A 17,675-nucleotide genomic window follows, 5' to 3' on the forward strand; every position below is an offset into this window, starting at 1 on the left:
GCAATCAGTACTATTCGACGAGGTGATAGTATCTCGCCCGACGGTCCCCCGGTGAGCACACTCCATCTCGCAGACGGCGACACGGCGACGACGGCGGCGCAGTGTGCACGCGTCGCGCCCGGCGGCTCCGACCTGCTCGTCGTCGCCTTCGAGGGCTCGCCCGCCCGGTGGCTCGACGGCTGGCGGACCGCCGTCGGCGACCCCGACCGGGCGACGTTCGTCGTGGCCGACGCCGCGGAGTGGCTCGCCGGGGCGCCTCGCGCCAGAATCGACTCGGCGGCCGCCCCCGATACGACCGTCAGCACCTCGCTCGTCGACTCGCCCGGAAACCTCACCGACCTCGGGGTCACGTTGCTGGACGCGTTGGAGTCACACGACGCGGCCGACGCCCGGACGACGTTCTGTTGCCAGTCGCTGACCGTCCTCCTCCAGTATTCGACCACTGACGAGATGTATCAGTTCCTGCACGTGCTGATCCGTCACCTCGAACGCTTCGACGCCGTCGGTCACTTCCACCTCCACGAACGCGCCCACGACGCGGAGACGGTGGCGACGCTCCGGCGGCCCTTCGACCGGGTGCGAAGCGACGGCGAGGCCGGCGACGACTGATCACCCGAGCGCCACGTAGCCGAAGTACGCGCCGGCGACGACGAGACCGACGCCGACGGCCTGGACGAGTCGTCGCCAGCGGTCCGGGACGGCGTCGGTGCCGTACTCCCCGTCGCGGCCGGTGGGTCGGCGGCCGGCGGTCTGGACGCGCACGACGGCGCCGGGAGCGGCGAGGCAGACGACGCCGAGGAGGAGTCCGAGGACGGCGGCCAGGAGCGTCCGGAGGTCCGCCATCTACCCGCGGAGGCGCTCGATCCGTTTCTCGACCGGCGGGTGCGTCGACAGGAGGTTGGCGAGCCCGCCCCGGTCGTCGAAGATACAGAGGGCGGCGGCCTGGTCGTCGACCGTGCTCTCTCCGCGCTCGGCGCCGCGGCTGATCTTCTCCAAGGCGCGGGCGAGAGGCTCGCCGGTTCCGATGGCGTCGGCGGCGTCGCCGTCGGCGACGTACTCGCGGTACCGCGAGATGGCGAAGACAAAGAGCATCACGAGCATCTGGGTGATCTGCCCGACGACGATGGCGAGGAAGAAATCGGCGATGTCGTTGTCGCCGGTCAGGAGGACGGCCCACTGCGCGACGATGGCGACGATGGAGGCGACGCCCTGTCCGAGCACCATCATCACCACGTCGCGGTTGCGGATGTGTGCGAGTTCGTGGGCCAACACGCCTTCCACCTCGTCGTCGTCGAGCGTCCGCAGGAGTTCCTGACTGACGACGACGGTGCCCGCTCCCTTCCGGCCGACGGCGAAGGCGTTGGGGACGCCCATGCTCGCGATCATGAGCCGCGGTTTGTCGATGCCCATGTCCCGCGAGAGCGACTCGACCCGGCGGTGTAGGTCGGGTGCGCGCTCCTCGGGGAGGTCCTCGGCGCCGACGCTCCGGAGCGCCATCCACTTCCCGAGTTTGTACTGAACGCCGACGAAGAGGACGCTCCCGATCAGGACGAGCGCGAGCGGCCACTGGAAGACGGCCATCACGACCACTGCGGCGACCGCGTAGAACGCGAACAGGATCGATCCGACGACCGCCATCCGGGCTTTGAGTCCGAGGTGGCGCATAGCTATTGGTCCGCCGTCGAGACACTAAGGATCGGCGGTTCGGATCGAGAAGCGTCACCGTCACCGCCGAGCCTATCGATAGCCGCCAGTACGGCCGTGCTGGACGGGTGACCGGATCTGAAGGTCACGACTGGGTTACTTATGATTTCAGCTCGTTTATTGTTATATAGTAACATACTCCACGCCAGCGGACGGTGCCCACCGGATCAGTATCGGTGACGCGACCTGTACCGTCCTCGTCGACGGTTCGTTCGAGTACCCACACCCCGCGGAGTTGCTGTTCGCGACCGCTCCGGCCGACGAGCGGGATACGGCCCTCCGCGAGCACGGCATCGACCCCGACGACTGGGCGGAGACGACGCTCCCGTACCTCTGCCTCCTCGTCGACACCGGTGAGGGTACCGTCCTCGTCGACACCGGGGCGGGGACGCTGGCCCCGACGACCGGCAATCTCGTCGACGTGCTGACCGATCTCGGGACCGACCCCGGAGACGTCGACGCAGTCGTGCTATCGCACGCCCATCCGGACCACGTGGGTGGACTCGTCGAGGACGGCGATCCGGTGTTCGACGACGCGGCTCACTACATTCCGGCCGCGGAGTACGACTACTGGCTTCCGGAGCCCGACCTGAGCGACTTACAGCTGCCGGACGAGTTCCTCGACCTGATGCGGACGACGGCCGTGTCGAATCTCGAACCACTCGCGGCAGCCGACCGGTTGGAGCGTGTCGACGGCGAGCGGACGATCCATCCGGGGGTGACCGTCGTTCCGGCGCCGGGCCACACGCCGGGCCACGCGGCCGTGATGATCGAATCGCGTGGCGAGTCACTCCTCCACCTGGTCGACACGGTGATCCATCCGCTCCACGTCAGCCATCCGTCGTGGGCCGTCGGCTTCGATCACCAGCCCGACCGAGTGGCCGACACTCGCCGTGACCTACTCGGACGGGCGGCCGACGCGGACCTGGCGATGGTTGCCCATTTCCCGGCACCCGGACTGGGGCGGGTGACGCGGACGGCCGACGGATTCGCGTGGGACGCTCTGGAGTGATCGCGGCCGAAACCGGACCTCGACACGGAACCGCGACCGGGACGTATTCGAGGGACGTGAGAACCAGCCGCGCCTATCGCCCCGCCCGCCGAACCCCTCCGCAACCTGGTGAATGTCTGACGTAGCTTTATACGCCCAGGGACTCCCCATATGGCCATGAGCAACAGGGTGGAGGAGCTCGAATCCCAAGTCGCGGAACTGCAGGCCGCCGTCGACGGCCTCACCGAGGAACTCGTCGAGACGCGAGAACGGCTTCGCCAGCTGGAAGAGAACGACGGCGTCGACAACTCGCGGACGCCCGAGCGCCGCGAGTCGGCGCACGCCCAGGTGGAGCACGCGCCCGAGGACGCCGACGACGCCGCCGAGGCCGACGCCGACGACGAAACCGAAACCGACACCCAGGCCGAGGCGGAAGAGGCCGAGGACGACGGCTCCGACTCCGACGGGAACGACATCATCGTCGCCTGATCGGGGTCACCGCCCCCCATGCACATCTCAGAGCTGGTCCTGGACGACTTCAAGAGCTTCGGCCGGAAGACCCGAATCCCCTTCTACGAGGACTTCACCGTCATCACCGGCCCGAACGGCTCCGGCAAGAGCAACATCATCGACGGCGTGCTCTTCGCCCTCGGCCTCGCGCGCACCCGCGGCATCCGCGCGGAGAAGCTGACTGACCTCATCTACAACCCCGGCCACGAGGACGACGACGACCGGTCCGGCCCCCGCGAGGCCAGCGTCACCGTCGTCCTCGACAACGCCGACGGCACGCTCGACCGCTCGCAGGTGGTCAACGCCGCCGGCACCGAGGACGTGGGCGACGTGGACGAAATCGCCGTCAAGCGCCGCGTCAAGGAGACCGAGGACAACTACTACTCCTACTACTACCTCAACGGTCGCTCGGTCAACCTCTCGGACATCCGCGACCTGCTGGCACAGGCGGGCGTGACGCCCGAAGGGTACAACGTCGTCATGCAGGGCGACGTGACCGAGATCATCAACATGTCGGCCGGACAGCGGCGCACCATCATCGACGAAATCGCGGGCGTCGCGGAGTTCGACGCGAAAAAGGAGGACGCCTACGAGGAACTGGACGTCGTCGAGGAGCGCATCGACGAGGCCGACCTCCGCATCGAGGAGAAGGAAGACCGCCTCGACCAGTTGGAAGACGAACGCGAGACCGCACTGGAGTACCAGTCGCTCCGCGAGGAGAAAGAAGAGTACGAGGGCTACCTCAAGGCGGCCGAGTTGGAGGAGAAACGGACGGCGCTGGCGCGGACGAAAAAGCGCGTCGAGGCCAAAGAGCAGGAACTCGCCGACCGGCAGGCGACCCTCGATACGAAGGCCGCCGCCGTCGACGAGTTGGAGACCGACCTCGACGATCTCACCCGCGAAATCGAGCGGAAAGGCGAGGACGAACAGCTCCGAATCAAGGGCGAAATCGAGGAGATCAAGGGTGAGATCGGTCGCTTGGAGGCGACCATCGAGAACCAGGAGGAGAAAATCGAGGACGCCGAGGCGGAGCGCCGCGAAGCGTTCGTCTCCCTCGACGGCAAGACCGAGGAACTGGAGGCCCTGGAAGACGAGATTCGGTCGATCAAAGTCGAGAAGGCGTCGGTCAAAGGCGACATCGAGGAGACGGAGGCCGAACTCGCCGACGTCGAGGCGGAAATCGAGAGCGTCGACACCGAGTTCGACGAACTGAAGGAGGAACTCGCCGAGCGCAAAGCGGAGTTGGAGGAGAAAAAGACCGCGCGCAACGACGCCCAGCGCGAGAAGGACCGCCTGCTCGACGAGGCGCGCCGGCGCTCGAACCGGATCAGCGAGGCGCAGGCGGAGTTGGAGGCGGCCCACGACCGGGTGCCGGACCTGAAGGCCGACCTGTCGGACCTCCACGGCGAACTCGACCGGGCCGAGAAGAACCGCGAGAAGATCGAGTCGGCCATCGAGGAGTTGCGCGAGGAGAAGGCGGCGCTGAGCGACCGGCTCGACGACGTCGAGGACGACCTCCGCGCGAAACAGAACGAGTACGCGGAGTTGGAGGCCCGCGCCAGCCGCGACGGCGACGACTCGTGGCCGCGATCCGTCACCACCGTCCTCAACGCCGGCATCGACGGCGTCCACGGCGCAGTCGGCCAACTCGGAAGCGTCGACGCCGAGTACGCCACCGCCTGCGAGACGGCGGCGGGCGGGCGGCTGGCGAACGTCGTCGTCGACGACGACGGCGTCGGATCGAGCTGTATCGACTACCTCAAATCCCGCTCGGCGGGTCGGGCAACCTTCCTCCCGATCACGGAGATGGACCGCCGGGGGCTGCCCTCGAAACCCACGCATCCGGGCGTCGTCGACTTCGCGCGCAACCTCGTCGACTACGACGACCGCTACGCCGGCGTCTTCTCGTACGTCCTCGGCTCGACGCTCGTCGTCGAGGACATGGAGACGGCGCGGGGGTTCATGGGCGACTACCGGATGGTCACCCTCGACGGCGACCTGGTGGAGAAAAGCGGCGCGATGACCGGCGGCTCCGGCGGCGGCTCCCGGTACTCCTTCACCAAGAGCGGGAAGGGGCGGCTCGAACGCCTCGCCGAAGAGATCGAGAGTCTGGAGGACGACCGCCGTCGCGTCCGCGAGGAGATTCGCGACGTTGAGTCGAAACTGGACGACGCCCGCGACCGCAAGAGCGACGCGACCGACCGCGTCCGCTCCCTCGAATCGGACATCGAGGACGTGCGAGCGGAGGTCGAGGCGGCGTCGACCGAGATTACCGAGTTGGAAGACGAACTCGACGACCTCCGGAGCGAGCGCGACGAGGTGGACGCGGAGATGGGCGACCTGGAGGATCGCATCGCGACCCTCGACGACGACATCGAGGGGATCGAGGGCGAGATCGACGAGTTGGAGGACGAACTCGCGGACTCCCGAGTCCCCGAACTCACGGCTCGAAAGGAGGAGATCGAGGGCGAGATCGACGAGTTGGAGGGTCGGATGGACGACCTCGACGCCCGGCTCAACGAGAAACGGGTCGAGGCCGAGTACGCGGAGGAGGCCATCGACGACCTCGAATCGACCATCGAGACGGCCAAGGCCCGGAAGGCCGAGGCCGAGGAGCGCATCGAGGCCGTCGAGGCCGACATCGCGGAGCACGAGGCGACGCTTTCGGAGAAACGCGCCGCCATCGAGGATCTGGAGGACGAACTCGCGGACCTCAAAGACGAGCGCCGCGACCTCCAGTCGGACCTGCGCGAGGCGCGGGCGGAGCGCGACGAGGCCCGCGAGCGGGTGGCCGAGGTGGAGTCGCGGATCGACGACCTCGAAGACGAGAGCGAACGCCTGGAGTGGGAAATCGACGAACTCGAAAGCGAGGTCGGCGACTACGACCCCGACGCGATTCCGGACCACGACGAAGTCGAGGCGAACGTCGAGCGCCTCGAAGCCGAGATGCAGGAGCTGGAGCCGGTGAACATGCTCGCCATCGACGAGTACGACGAGGTGGAGGCGGCCCTGGAGGACTTACAGGAGCGCCGCGACACCCTCGTCGACGAGCGCGACGCCATCGCCGAACGCATCGAGGGCTACGAGGCCAAAAAGAAGGAGACGTTCATGGAGGCCTTCGACGCCATCGACGCGCACTTCCAGGACATCTTCGAGCGCCTGTCGGCGGGGACGGGCGAGTTGCACCTCGAAAACGAGACCGACCCCTTCGACGGCGGACTGACGATGAAGGCCGAACCCGGCGACAAGCCGATTCAGCGCCTCGACGCGATGAGCGGCGGCGAGAAGTCGCTGACGGCACTCGCCTTCATCTTCGCCATCCAGCGGCACAACCCCGCACCCTTCTACGCGCTGGACGAGGTGGACGCCTTCCTCGACGCCGCCAACGCCGAGCGGGTGGGGGAGATGGTCGACGACCTGGCGGGCGAGGCGCAGTTCGTCGTCGTCTCCCACCGCTCCGCCCTGCTGGACCGTTCGGAGCGCGCCATCGGCGTCACGATGCAGGGCGACAACGTGAGCGCGGTGACCGGGATTCGGCTGGACGGCGAGACGGAGGTGCCTGCGGATGACTGAGTACGTCCCCGACGACGTGAGCCTCCCCGGCACCGACGACGACGAGGTGGAGCCGGTCGAGATTCTCGTCCAGTTGGCCGAGGACGGGGAAATCGACCCGTGGGATATCGACATCGTCGACGCCACGGACGCCTTCCTCGACCGCCTCGACGAGACTGACCTGCGCACCTCCGGGCGGGCGCTGTTCTACGCGAGCGTCCTCCTGCGGATGAAAAGCGACGCCCTGCTGGACGACGGGCCGGACGAGCCGGAGCCGGAGCCGTGGGAGGTGGCGATGGAGGGCGGCGACCCGGACTTCGACGGGCCGGACCCCATCGACGCCCTCGACGCCGAACTCGACCGGCGGCTGGAGCGCAAGCACGCCCGCGGGTCGCCTGAGACGCTCGACGAACTCGTCCGGGAACTCCGCGAGGCCGAACGCGACTCGTGGTGGAAGGAGTCCCGATCCTACGACACCTCGGAGTCGCCGCGAGGGTACGACCGCGGAACGCAGACGCTCGACTACCACGCGGCGGACGACTTCCGCGACGGCGGCGAACCGACCGAGGGCGACGTGACGGGCACGACCCACACCGAGGACATCGAGACGACTATCGACGCGGTGCGGGAGACGGTACGCACCCACTACGACGCCGGCCGCGCCGAGGTGCTGTTCGCGGAGGTGCGCGAGGCGGGCGGCGCGCCGGTCGACACCTTCCTCGCCCTGCTCTTTCTGGCCCATCGCGGCGAGATTCGACTCCGGCAGGACGACCTGTTCGGTGACCTGTGGATTCGTGATCCGGCGGCGCCGCGGGTCGGCGACGAAGCCGTGGCGGACTGAGGCCACCTCGCGACTGGCGAGGTGGCCGAGGAGACCCGCGGGTTCGTCGTCGGTGGGCGACGAAGCCGTGGCGGACTGAGTATGCCTCGCGACCGGCGAGGCATCCGAAGAGACCGACAGGTTCGTCGCTGGGCGACGAAGCCGTGGCGGCCTGCGGGCGTCGCGCGACTCGCGCGACGGGTCACCCGAACACACGCAGGAGGCTGAGCACCCACCGACAGAGTTCGGAGCCGGCGAGCAGCGCCCCCTCGATCCGGGAGAGTTGCCGCTTCGTCCAGAGGGCGGCGACCATCAGGACGGTGACGGCCGCCAGCCACGCCAGCGTCTCCAGTGCCGTCCCGCTCACGACGAGCGGGCGGACGAGCGCCGAGACGCCGAGGATGCCCGTGACGTTGTAGACGTTGCTCCCGACGACGTTGCCCACGGAGATGCCGAGGCTGCCGCGCCGGAGCGCCACCAGCGAGACGGCGAACTCCGGGGTGGAGGTGCCGGCGGCGACGATGGTGCCGCCGATCACCCACTCGGAGACGCCAGCCGCCCGCGCCAGTTCGGACGCCGCCGCGACCATGTAGTCGCCGCTCACGAGTACCAGCGCCAGCCCGCCGACGAGGAGGGCGGCGTCCCGCCCGCGGAACGCCAGCCGCTCCGTGGCCGCCGTGGTCACCGCCTCCACCCCTGTCCCCGGCGTCGTGGAGGCCGTGGACCGTGCGGTCCGGAACAGATTCGCGGTGTAGACGACGAACAGCCCCGCGAGCAGTCCACCCTCCAGTCGGGTGACGGTCAGGTCGGCGACGACGAGGCCAGCGACGAGCGTGCTCGCGAGCAGCGCGCCCCCGTCCCGATGCACCAGTCCTTCGGCGATCGGAATCACCCGGATCAGCGAGATGACGCCGAGGATGAACGCCAGATTGTAGACGTTCGATCCGAGGACGTTGGCGACGGCGATGTTCCCCAGCCCCTTCAGCGCGGAGTCGACGGAGACGACGAGTTCCGGCGTCGACGTGCCCATCGCCACGACGGTGAGTCCGATGGTGTGATCGGAGAGCCCGAATCGCCGGGCCAGTCTGACGACGGCGTCGACCAGCGCCCGGGCGCCGATCCACAGCCCCAGGACCGACGCCGCGATGACGCCGAGTTGGACGGCCGGGCCACCCTGAACCATTCCACGCGACGGATTCGGGTGACTGCGGAATGGTTCTTTCGGGGCGACAGGTCTCGGTTACTCCCGACTCGGCACGGTGTCGGTCACGACGAGGAGGATGACGAGTCCGAGCAGCGCCAGAAGCACGACGGCGACCCGGATATCGACCACCAGGTCGATCACGGCGGCGATACCGGTCTCGTGGGCGAGTTCGACCGTCTCCCGTTTCGCCACCGCGTAGGGCGGGATGTGCACCGCCGCGAGCACCGCGACGACGGCGACGAGCAGGTAGTCCAGGCCGTCTCTCTGTCGCATTCGTCGACCCTCGACGGCGCGGTGGCTTAAGCGTCGTGGCCCGATTATCAGCGGTGGTCGTGGACGGGGCGCTCACACCGGCCGCTCGTCGAGGACGAGCCGAACCCCGAACCCGATCAGGACGCTCCCACTCAGGTACTCGATCGCCCGACCGGCGCGCGCGGAGTCGAGCAGTCGGGTCCGGACCCGGCCGGCAAAGAGCGCGACGCCGCCGAGATAGAGTAGACTGAGTCCCGCGTAGACGACGCCGAGGATCGACATCTGCACGGGAGCGTCGGCGGCCGCGGGGACGAACTGTGGGAAGAACGCGAGGACGAAGACGGCGACTTTCGGGTTGGTGACGTTGATGGCGACGGCTCGGCGGTACGACTCGGCGAGCGAGCGGGTCCGGCCGTCGGGTGTCGGCTCGAACGTCCCCTCGCTCAGGAGGAGACGCACGCCGAGATAACAGAGGTAGGCGGCGCCGACGTACTTCACGACGGTGTAGGCGGTGGCGCTCGCGCGCAGGAGGGCGGCCAGCCCGGCGACGGCGGCGGCGGTGTGGAGGAGGACGCCCGTCGCGGTGCCACAGCCGGCGACGACGCCCGCGGCGCGGCCGTCGCCGAGGCTCCGCGTCACGACGTACATCGTGTCGGGCCCCGGCGCGAGGACGATGGCGAGGGCGGCGGGGACGAAGGCCGCGAGAGTCGACAGCTCCATTCGAGGTGGACGTTTCGCCGCGTCGTGCTAAAGATTCCGTCGTCCGCTCAGACCAGCACCCCCGACTCCAGCACCGCGATGAGCAGGGTCAACACGGGGATGCTCAGGATCGTCGTGACGAGCACCGTCGTGCTGACGTACTCGGCGACGGAGAGACCGTCGCCGACGGACTCGCCGCCGAACTCGACGACGAGGAGGAGCGGCGTGATGGCCGCAGGCGTCGCACACTCGAGGACGAACGTGCGCGCGACGGTGGGGTCTTCGAAGCCGACGAGGAGGGCGATGCCGACGGCGAGGGCGGGCGCGACGGCCATCTTCAGGACGCTCGCGACCCCGACCTCCGCGAGCGCGGCGCCGTAGTCGGTGTCGGCGAGCTGGATGCCGAGGATGAGGAGCATGACGGGGATGGAGGCGTTGCCGACGAGCGCGATCGTCGTCATCGCGGTGCCCTCGGCGGGCGGGACGACGCCGAGCCAGCGGGCGAGGACACCGGCGACGACGGCGTAGACCAGCGGAATCTTGAGCGCGCGCTTCATCCCGCCGAGACCGTGGGTGCCGCCGCTTCGCTGGGCGATGTAGACGCCGCCGGTGTAGAGCAGGATGGCCTGTGCGGTCAGGTAGACGACGGCCGTGCTCCGGCCGGTGGCGCCGAAGGCGAACTCCGAGAGCGGGATGCCGTAGTTGCCGGAGTTGGGGAAGGCGCTCACGAGGACGAGCGCGCTCAGGATGGGTTCGTCCATGCCGAACAGGCGGCCGATTGCCTCCGCGACGACGACCATGGCGACGAGATAGGCCACCGTGGCGACGCCGATGCGCGCGAGCGTCGCCCCGCCGAAGCTCGCGGTGGCGATGCTGTGGAAGATGAGCGCCGGCACGAGGACGTACACCGTGACGGTGTTGAGGGGGTCGATGTCGACATCGCGGGCGCGCCCGAGGACGACGCCGACGGCCGCGAGGGCGATGATGGGGAGGATGGCCGTCGCGAAGATGGTGAGCAGGGAGGTCACGCGCTCCCTCCGGGTGCGGGACGGGAGTGCTCTCCCGGACGCGGAATGGTGACTCGGCGCACGCTACGCGAGGCGCCAGCGGTCGTCGCCGGCGGGTTCGATCACGTCGCGGCGCTCCATCTCGGCGAGCACCTCGTCGAGGCGGTCGGGTTGGGCGATCTCCATCTCGATGCGCTGGATGTCGTGGTCGGCCGCGAGCCGTGCCCGGATCGCGTCCCGGTCGAACGTCTCCGCGTCCGCCCGCTCCATCGCGCCCTCGATCAGGTCGATCATATCCTCGATGAAGTTCCAGGGGTAGACGATCCACGCCCACTCGTCGAGGCGCTCGCCGACGAAGTCGGGGTCGAACTCGCTGGTGTGGAGGAGCTGGAGCGTCGCCGTCCGCACCGCCCCCGCGTCGCGGTCGGTGACGTACTCGTAGGCGTGGCTGAGGGATTCGCCGGTGTCGGCGATGTCGTCGACGATCAGGACGTCCTTGCCCTCGACGCTCCCCTCGGGCATCGGGTAGCGAACCTCGGGGTCGGCCCCCTTCGACGCCGTGCCGACGTAGTGTTCCATCTTGAGGCTGGTGAGGTCGTCGAGACCGAGGAAGTCACAGCAACAGCGGCCGGCGAACCAGCCGCCGCGGGCGAGGGCGACGATCACGTCGGGGTCGAACTCCGCGGCGCGAACCTCGTCGGCCACGTCCCGGCAGAGTCCGTAGATGTACTCCCAGTTGGTGATCGTACAGGTGAAGTCGTCCGGGAGGTCGCTCATGGCGGCGAGTCCGACGGCCGACAGGTAAGGGTTTACGTTTCGCCGGACCGCCCAACGCCTTTTGTCGCCCGCCGTCCACGTCGGTGATATGGATACGCGCCGTACCCTGTTGATCGACGCGTTCGCGGCCGAACCCCTCGCGGGCAACGCGGCGGGCGTCGTCCCCGACGCGGACGGCCTCGACGCCGAGCGGATGCAAGCCATCGCCCGCGAACTGTCGGCGAGCGAGACGGCCTTTCTCACGCCCGACGCCGACGACGAGGTCGACCGCCGAATCCGCTATTTCACGCCCGAACAGGAGGTAGACCTCTGTGGTCACGCCACCATCGCCAGCCTGGTCCACCTCCACGACGAGGGCGCCCTCGACGCCGGCGAGGGACGCCTGCGGACGAACGCGGCCCCAATCGACGTCGAGGTGACCGACGACGGCGTGGCGTGGATGGGGACCGGCGAGCCGAGCGTCGAGGTGGTCGACCCCGACTACGAGCGCGTGGGCGAGGCGCTGGGGATCGACCCCGCGGCGATGCAGGACGTTGGCGCGGACGTGCCCGCGGCGGTGGCGACGGTCGGCCTGCCGTTCCTGATCGTCCCCGTGAACTTCCTCGAACATCTCGGCGGCGCCGATCCGGACATGGACGCGGTCGCGGCGCTGGCGGCCGATCACGGTGCGACCGGCGTCTACGCGTTCACGTTCGACGCGCTGGAGGCCGACTCGACCCTCCACGCGCGGATGTGGGCGCCGGGTGCGGGCGTACCGGAGGACCCGGTGACCGGGACCGCGAGCGGCGCCTGCGGGGCCTACCTCCACGCGGTGGACGCCTTCGACGACCCGCCGGCCGAGATGCGATTCGAACAGGGCCACTTCGTCGACCGGCCGGGATTCGTCCGTGTCCGGGTCGACGGGGACGACGTGCGCGTCGGTGGGCGCGCGGTGACCGCGCTCGACGGGACCCTCGCCGTGCCGGCGGCGGACGACGACGACATCCTCGAGGCCTGATACTGTCGGCTGTAAGTCGATCAAGATACCCGCCAGCCCGGGGTGGCGAATATCTTGAAACAGTTGCAGCCGACAGTATGAGCCACCGAGACACGGCGTCGCACGGTTCGCCGTAGTTGCGCGCTTCGAAACCTTCTTTATCTCGCTGGCGGGTGTCGTAGACACGAAATGGCTGTAGCTTGGCTGGAGGACGTGCGTTCTACCGACCTGGGGACGGTCGGTGGGAAGGCGGCTTCGCTCGGCGAACTCACGGAGGCCGGACTGCCCGTCCCGCCGGGGTTCGTCGTGACGGCCGGTACCTACCGCACCTTCATCGAGGAGGCCGGCATCGACGAGGAACTGTTCTCGGCGGTCGACGTAGACTCCGAGGACTCCGAGGCGCTCGAGGCGGCCCACGAGCGCGCTCACGAACTCATCGTCGAGACGGAGGTTCCCGAGGACGTACGTGCGGAAATCGTCGAGGCGTACCGGTCCATGGGCGACGGGGAGACGTTCGTCGCCGTCCGTTCCTCGGCGACCGCGGAGGACCTGCCGGACGCCTCCTTCGCCGGGCAACAGGAGACGTTTCTCAACGTCACCGAGGACGACCTGGTCGACCGGGTACAGGAGTGCTGGGCGTCGCTGTTCTCCCAGCGGGCCATCTACTACCGGAACCAGAAGGGCTTCCCACACGACGAGGTGGACATCGCCGTCGTCGTCCAGACGATGGTCGACGCCGAGAAGAGCGGCGTGATGTTTACGAGCCACCCCTCGACCGGCGACCCGCGTATCATCATCGAGGCGGCGTGGGGACTGGGCGAGGCCGTCGTCTCCGGCGCCGTCTCGCCGGACAACTACGTCGTCGACCGCACGACCGGCGAGGTGGAGACGATGACGGTCGCGACGAAGAAGCTGATGCACGTCAAAGACGACGAGACGGGCGAGACCGTCGAGCGCGAGGTCCCCGAGGACAAGCGCGATCAGCAGGTGCTCACGCAGGCGGAGATCGATCGCCTGATCGAACTCGGCAAGAAAGTCGAGGACCACTACGGCGAACCGCAGGACGTGGAGTGGGCCGTCGCCGGCGGTGAGGTGTACATGCTCCAGTCCCGACCGATCACGACCATCGACGACGGCGCGACCGAGGCCGAAGACGACGTGGACGAGAGCGACGACGGCGACGACCACCTGCTGTCGGGGCTCGGCGCGAGTCCCGGTATCGCCTCCGGTGCCGTCCGGATCGTCACGAAACTCGATCACCTCGACCAGGTGAGCGAGGGCGACGTGATCGTCACCGAGATGACGATGCCCGACATGGTGCCCGCGATGAAGCGCGCGGCCGCCATCGTCACCGACGAGGGGGGGATGACCTCCCACGCGGCCATCGTCTCGCGCGAACTCGGCGTGCCGGCGGTCGTCGGCTGTGGCGGCGCGACTCGAACCCTGGAGGACGGACAGATCGTCACCGTCGACGGCGAGATGGGGACGGTCCGCGAGGGGGCGGTCGCGACGGACGAACCGGCCGTCGAGCCCGGCACCGACGACGACGCTCCGGTCGGATCGCGACCCAAACCGATCACCGCGACGGAGGTGAAGGTGAACGTCTCCATCCCCGACGCGGCCGAGCGGGCGGCGAAGACCGGCGCCGACGGCGTCGGCCTCCTCCGGATCGAACATCTCGTCCTCTCGCTGGGGAAGACCCCCGAGCGCTACATCGCGGACGAGGGCTCCGAGGCCTACGTGAAGGAACTCATGAGCGGCGTCCGCACGGTGGCCGAGGCGTTCTACCCCCGGCCCGTTCGGGTGCGCACGCTCGACGCGCCGACCGACGAGTTCCGACAGCTGGAGGGCGGCGAGGACGAACCCGACGAACACAACCCGATGCTCGGCTACCGCGGCATCCGCCGCAGCCTCGACCGGCCGGAGGTGTTCGAACACGAACTCGAGGCGTTCAAGCGCCTCTACGAGCAGGGTTACGAGAACCTGGAGATCATGTTCCCGCTCGTCACCGACGGGTCGGACGTGGCCGCGGCCCGCGAGCACATGGAGGCGGTCGGCATCGACCCCCAGAAGCGCGACTGGGGCGTCATGATCGAGACGCCGGCCAGCGCCATGGGCGTCGAGGACATCGTCGACGAGGGTGTCGACTTCGTCTCCTTCGGGACGAACGACCTCACGCAGTACGTCCTCGCCGTGGACCGCAACAACGAGCACGTCTCGGACCGGTTCGACGAACTCCACCCGGCGGTGCTCGACATCATGGGCGACACCATCGACGCCTGCCGGGCGGCGGGCGTCGACACGAGCATCTGCGGGCAGGCCGGCTCCCACCCCAAGATGGTCGACTTTCTGGTCCGCAAGGGGATCACCTCCATCAGCGCCAACATCGACGCCGTCGCGGACGTGTTCGAGGAAGTCGACCGCGTCGAGTCGCGGCTGATCCTCGATTCGGTGCGCTGATAGGAATTATCGGAAGTCAGCATAGATTCTCGCCGTGACGGTCCGGCGAGAATCTATAGACAGTTACCATACTCCCTATGAGTCGTCGGACTGGATTTCCCGCCCGACGGAAACCTGAAAGACTTACGTCACCGCCTGTCAAGGGTGAGGTGTGGACGCACTGGTCCCCCTCGTCGCGTTCGACCTCCCCGGACTCGAGTGGCTGACGCGCCTCGTCGAGACGGCGACCGGATGGGGTGGACTGGTCATCATCTTCGTCTACTCGTTTCTCATCGCCTTTGCCCTCCCCGGCGTCAGCGAAGTCGTCCTGTTGGCGCCGCTCGATCTCGGCCTGTCGACCGAGGCCCGACTGGCGCTGATCATCCTCACCTCGGCCCTCGGGAAGGCAGCCGGGAGCGTCTTCGCCTTCCACATCGGCCAGGAGGCCAAGGAGTCGGGACCGATCATCGAGGCGCTCCGCCGCTCCCGGTTCGACGTGATCGGCTGGTCGGAGCGCCGGACCGTCGAAGTCGCCCAGCGCTGGGGGTACGCCGGTCTCGCGCTCGCGCTGTCGGTTCCGTTCTTCCCCGATACGCTCTCCATCTACGCCTTCGCGGTGTTAGAAGAGGACTACGTCCGCTTCGCCGCCGCGACGTTCGCCGGGAGCGTCGGGCGACTGTTGGTGACGCTGGGACTGAGCGCGGGCGTCCTAGCGGTCCTGTAGGCCCGCCGGCGGCCCGCCCGGCAACCGGTCCCGGTCGTGCCCCTCGGTGAAGTCGATGTCGGGGCCGGTGGGAACGAGACGCTTTGGGTTCAGATCAGCGTGACTCACGTAGTAGTGACGGACGACGTGGTCCACGTTGACGGTGCGCTCGATTCCGGGCGTGGTGTAGAGGTCCTTCGTGTAGCCCCAGAGGTGGTCGTACTCGTGGATGGCGCGGCGGTTACATTTAAAGTGGGTGTGGTAGACGTGATCGAACCGCACGAGCGTCGCGAACATGGCGAGGTCCGCCTCGGTGAGCCGGTCGCCGGCGAGGTAGCGCTGGTCGGCCAACAGGTCGTCGTAGCGGTCGAGCGCCGCGAACAGGTCGTCGACGGCGCGGTCGTACGCCGACTGTGACGCCGCGAAGCCGGCGCGGTAGACGCCGTTGTTGATGGGGTCGTAGATGTCGTCGATGAGGCGGTCCACCTCGTCGCGGTAGCCCTCTGGGTAGAGGTCGACGTCGCGCGTGGCGAGTTCGTGGCCGGCCACGTCGAGGGTGCGCATGATCTCCTCGGACTCGTTGTTGACGATGGTCTCCGTCTCCGTATCCCAGAGGACGGGGACGGTCGGACGCCCGGTGAAGTTCGGATCGGCGCGGACGTAGAGTTCGCGGAGGTAGTCGGCGCCGTAGAGGGGGTCCGGATGGGCGTCGGAGAACTCCCACCCCTCGTCGTAGCGTTCCGGCTGGACGAGCGAGAGGGAGATGGCGTCGTCCAGTCCCTTCAGACTGCGCGTCATGGCGACGCGGTGGGCCCACGGACACGCCCGCGAGATGTATATGTGGTAGCGCCCGGCCTCGCTGGGGTACGCGTCGGTGCCGAGGCGGTCGTGGAACGCCTGCTCTTGGCGCTGGAACTCGCCGTCCTCGTCGGTCTCCAGGTCGGCCTCGGCGACCCACTCGCCCTCGACCAGTCGGCTCACCGCTCGCTCACCTCGGTTTGCATACGTCCCCGTCCGGGAGCGACGGGCAAAAGCCTTCGTCGGCGTGGCGCAAGCTATATGAACTACCCAGTAATATCACTGAGTGGTATGTCTTCGTTCAGCGAGTTCAGTCAGGTCGGCGAAGCGGACGTAACGCGTGCGATCGGTCAGGAGTGGACCGAGGAGTTCATGGACTTCTCGGACTCGGACGTGCTCATCGTCGGCGGCGGTCCCTCGGGGCTGATGGCGGCGAAGGAGCTCTCCGAGCGCGGCGTGAAGACGATGGTCGTCGAGAAGAACAACTACCTCGGCGGCGGGTTCTGGCTCGGCGGCTTCCTGATGAACAAGGTGACCGTTCGGGACCCCGCTCAGGACGTACTGGAGGACCTCGACGTGGACTACAAGCCCGCACAGGACACCGAGGGCCTGTACGTCGCCAACGGGCCGGAGGCGTGTTCCGGCCTCATCAAGGCCGCGTGCGACGCGGGTGCGAAGATGCAGAACATGACGGAGTTCACGGACATCGTGATCCGCGAGGACCACCGCGTCGGCGGCATCGTCATGAACTGGACGCCGGTGCACGCGCTGCCCCGGGAGATCACCTGCGTCGACCCCATCGCCGTCGAGGCGGACCTCGTCATCGACGCGACGGGCCACGACGCCGTCGCCATCTCCAAACTCGACGAGCGCGGCGTCCTCGACGCGCCGGGCATCCAGCACGCCAAGGAGCACAACACGGGGATGGACCAGACGGGCGACGACTCCTACGGCGCGCCCGGGCACGACTCGCCGGGCCACGACTCGATGTGGGTCGGCGAGAGCGAGGACGCCGTCGTCGAACACACGGGCGTCGTCCACGACGGCCTGATCGCGACGGGGATGGCCGTCGCCACGACCTACGGCCTGCCGCGGATGGGGCCGACCTTCGGCGCCATGCTCGTCTCCGGCAAGCGCGCGGCCCAGGCCGCCATCGACGAACTCGGCGTCGACGCCGCGGACGTGGAACTCACGTCGCGGGCGCCCGCGGACGACTGATCGACACGATGCGGTCTTCGCGCGA

General features: G+C 68.4%; 17 protein-coding genes. 9 read left to right on the plus strand and 8 right to left on the minus strand.

Annotated features, from left to right (window positions below):
• Positions 1–51 precede the first annotated feature (51 nt).
• Positions 52–609: a DUF7504 family protein gene (locus DU484_RS06310; RefSeq protein WP_114605426.1), complete on the plus strand. Its 558-nt coding sequence runs from the start codon at positions 52–54 to the stop codon at positions 607–609.
• On the opposite strand, the gene DU484_RS06315 is transcribed toward DU484_RS06310, so the two are convergent.
• Together DU484_RS06315 and DU484_RS06320 are read right to left on the minus strand one after the other, a co-directional pair.
• Complete coding sequence (locus DU484_RS06315) at positions 610–843, minus strand: hypothetical protein (protein WP_114585279.1); 234 nt, start codon at positions 841–843, stop codon at positions 610–612.
• The gene (locus DU484_RS06320; RefSeq protein ID WP_114585280.1) at positions 844–1,665 is read right to left on the minus strand and encodes a M48 family metallopeptidase; all 822 of its coding nucleotides are present in this window, start codon (positions 1,663–1,665) and stop codon (positions 844–846) included.
• Between the two features lie 274 nt (positions 1,666–1,939).
• Between DU484_RS06320 and DU484_RS06325 the strand changes: the two genes are divergently transcribed.
• The 4 genes from DU484_RS06325 to DU484_RS06340 all read left to right on the plus strand — a co-directional run bounded on the left by DU484_RS06325 (position 1,940) and on the right by DU484_RS06340 (position 7,598).
• Positions 1,940–2,716, plus strand: coding sequence for an MBL fold metallo-hydrolase (locus DU484_RS06325; protein WP_157969518.1), 777 nt, complete (start codon positions 1,940–1,942; stop codon positions 2,714–2,716).
• Between the two features lie 156 nt (positions 2,717–2,872).
• Positions 2,873–3,184: a DUF7518 family protein gene (locus DU484_RS06330; RefSeq protein ID WP_114585282.1), complete on the plus strand. Its 312-nt coding sequence runs from the start codon at positions 2,873–2,875 to the stop codon at positions 3,182–3,184.
• 18 nt (positions 3,185–3,202) lie between these two features.
• Complete coding sequence (gene smc, locus DU484_RS06335; RefSeq protein WP_114605428.1) at positions 3,203–6,778, plus strand: chromosome segregation protein SMC; 3,576 nt, start codon at positions 3,203–3,205, stop codon at positions 6,776–6,778.
• On the plus strand, positions 6,771–7,598 hold the full coding sequence (locus DU484_RS06340) for a segregation and condensation protein A (RefSeq protein WP_114605429.1): 828 nt from the start codon (positions 6,771–6,773) through the stop codon (positions 7,596–7,598). Before smc ends, DU484_RS06340 begins: the two co-directional genes overlap by 8 nt.
• Positions 7,599–7,779: 181 nt before the next feature.
• Here the strand turns inward: DU484_RS06340 and DU484_RS06345 are convergent, their stop codons facing one another.
• From DU484_RS06345 to DU484_RS06365, 5 genes are all read right to left on the minus strand, one after another.
• Entirely contained in the window at positions 7,780–8,760 is a 981-nt protein-coding gene (locus DU484_RS06345; protein ID WP_114605430.1) for a calcium/sodium antiporter, read from the minus strand.
• Positions 8,761–8,817: 57 nt separating this feature from the next.
• Complete coding sequence (locus DU484_RS06350; protein ID WP_114585286.1) at positions 8,818–9,054, minus strand: hypothetical protein; 237 nt, start codon at positions 9,052–9,054, stop codon at positions 8,818–8,820.
• A 72-nt stretch (positions 9,055–9,126) separates the two neighbouring features.
• Positions 9,127–9,753 carry a LysE family translocator gene (locus DU484_RS06355; protein WP_114605431.1) on the minus strand — a complete coding sequence of 209 codons (627 nt, stop codon included), beginning with the start codon at positions 9,751–9,753 and terminating at the stop codon, positions 9,127–9,129.
• A 47-nt stretch (positions 9,754–9,800) separates the two neighbouring features.
• Positions 9,801–10,760 carry an AEC family transporter gene (locus DU484_RS06360; protein ID WP_114605432.1) on the minus strand — a complete coding sequence of 320 codons (960 nt, stop codon included), beginning with the start codon at positions 10,758–10,760 and terminating at the stop codon, positions 9,801–9,803.
• Positions 10,761–10,823: 63 nt separating this feature from the next.
• Positions 10,824–11,516, minus strand: a complete 693-nt coding sequence (locus tag DU484_RS06365) for a phosphoribosyltransferase (RefSeq protein ID WP_114585289.1) — start codon at positions 11,514–11,516, stop codon at positions 10,824–10,826.
• Positions 11,517–11,604: 88 nt separating this feature from the next.
• Between DU484_RS06365 and DU484_RS06370 the strand changes: the two genes are divergently transcribed.
• From DU484_RS06370 to DU484_RS06380, 3 genes are all read left to right on the plus strand, one after another.
• Entirely contained in the window at positions 11,605–12,513 is a 909-nt protein-coding gene (locus DU484_RS06370; protein WP_114585290.1) for a PhzF family phenazine biosynthesis protein, read from the plus strand.
• A 168-nt stretch (positions 12,514–12,681) separates the two neighbouring features.
• Positions 12,682–14,952, plus strand: coding sequence for a phosphoenolpyruvate synthase (gene ppsA / locus DU484_RS06375; protein ID WP_114605433.1), 2,271 nt, complete (start codon positions 12,682–12,684; stop codon positions 14,950–14,952).
• A 151-nt stretch (positions 14,953–15,103) separates the two neighbouring features.
• On the plus strand, positions 15,104–15,655 hold the full coding sequence (locus tag DU484_RS06380; protein WP_114585292.1) for a YqaA family protein: 552 nt from the start codon (positions 15,104–15,106) through the stop codon (positions 15,653–15,655).
• Here DU484_RS06380 and DU484_RS06385 read toward each other — a convergent pair.
• The gene (locus tag DU484_RS06385; protein WP_114605434.1) at positions 15,641–16,615 is read right to left on the minus strand and encodes a glutathione S-transferase family protein; all 975 of its coding nucleotides are present in this window, start codon (positions 16,613–16,615) and stop codon (positions 15,641–15,643) included. The two genes, DU484_RS06380 and DU484_RS06385, sit on opposite strands and share 15 nt — an antisense overlap.
• Before the next feature lie 108 nt (positions 16,616–16,723).
• Here DU484_RS06385 and DU484_RS06390 point away from each other — a divergent pair, with 108 nt between their 5' ends.
• Positions 16,724–17,650: a sulfide-dependent adenosine diphosphate thiazole synthase gene (locus DU484_RS06390; RefSeq protein ID WP_114585294.1), complete on the plus strand. Its 927-nt coding sequence runs from the start codon at positions 16,724–16,726 to the stop codon at positions 17,648–17,650.
• Positions 17,651–17,675: the final 25 nt, after the last annotated feature.

It is taken from the genome of Haloplanus rubicundus, assembly GCF_003342675.1.
Lineage (GTDB): Archaea > Halobacteriota > Halobacteria > Halobacteriales > Haloferacaceae > Haloplanus > Haloplanus rubicundus.

What these genes read in the sequence shown, in the direction of transcription:
- DU484_RS06315 (WP_114585279.1), bottom strand. Translation starts at nt 843, where the DNA reads ATGGCGGACCTCCGGACGCTCCTGGCCGCCGTCCTCGGACTCCTCCTC.
- DU484_RS06320 (WP_114585280.1), bottom strand. Translation starts at nt 1,665, where the DNA reads ATGCGCCACCTCGGACTCAAAGCCCGGATGGCGGTCGTCGGATCGATC.
- DU484_RS06330 (WP_114585282.1), top strand. Translation starts at nt 2,873, where the DNA reads ATGAGCAACAGGGTGGAGGAGCTCGAATCCCAAGTCGCGGAACTGCAG.
- smc (WP_114605428.1), top strand. Translation starts at nt 3,203, where the DNA reads ATGCACATCTCAGAGCTGGTCCTGGACGACTTCAAGAGCTTCGGCCGG.
- DU484_RS06340 (WP_114605429.1), top strand. Translation starts at nt 6,771, where the DNA reads ATGACTGAGTACGTCCCCGACGACGTGAGCCTCCCCGGCACCGACGAC.
- DU484_RS06345 (WP_114605430.1), bottom strand. Translation starts at nt 8,760, where the DNA reads ATGGTTCAGGGTGGCCCGGCCGTCCAACTCGGCGTCATCGCGGCGTCG.
- DU484_RS06350 (WP_114585286.1), bottom strand. Translation starts at nt 9,054, where the DNA reads ATGCGACAGAGAGACGGCCTGGACTACCTGCTCGTCGCCGTCGTCGCG.
- DU484_RS06355 (WP_114605431.1), bottom strand. Translation starts at nt 9,753, where the DNA reads ATGGAGCTGTCGACTCTCGCGGCCTTCGTCCCCGCCGCCCTCGCCATC.
- DU484_RS06365 (WP_114585289.1), bottom strand. Translation starts at nt 11,516, where the DNA reads ATGAGCGACCTCCCGGACGACTTCACCTGTACGATCACCAACTGGGAG.
- DU484_RS06370 (WP_114585290.1), top strand. Translation starts at nt 11,605, where the DNA reads ATGGATACGCGCCGTACCCTGTTGATCGACGCGTTCGCGGCCGAACCC.
- ppsA (WP_114605433.1), top strand. Translation starts at nt 12,682, where the DNA reads ATGGCTGTAGCTTGGCTGGAGGACGTGCGTTCTACCGACCTGGGGACG.
- DU484_RS06390 (WP_114585294.1), top strand. Translation starts at nt 16,724, where the DNA reads ATGTCTTCGTTCAGCGAGTTCAGTCAGGTCGGCGAAGCGGACGTAACG.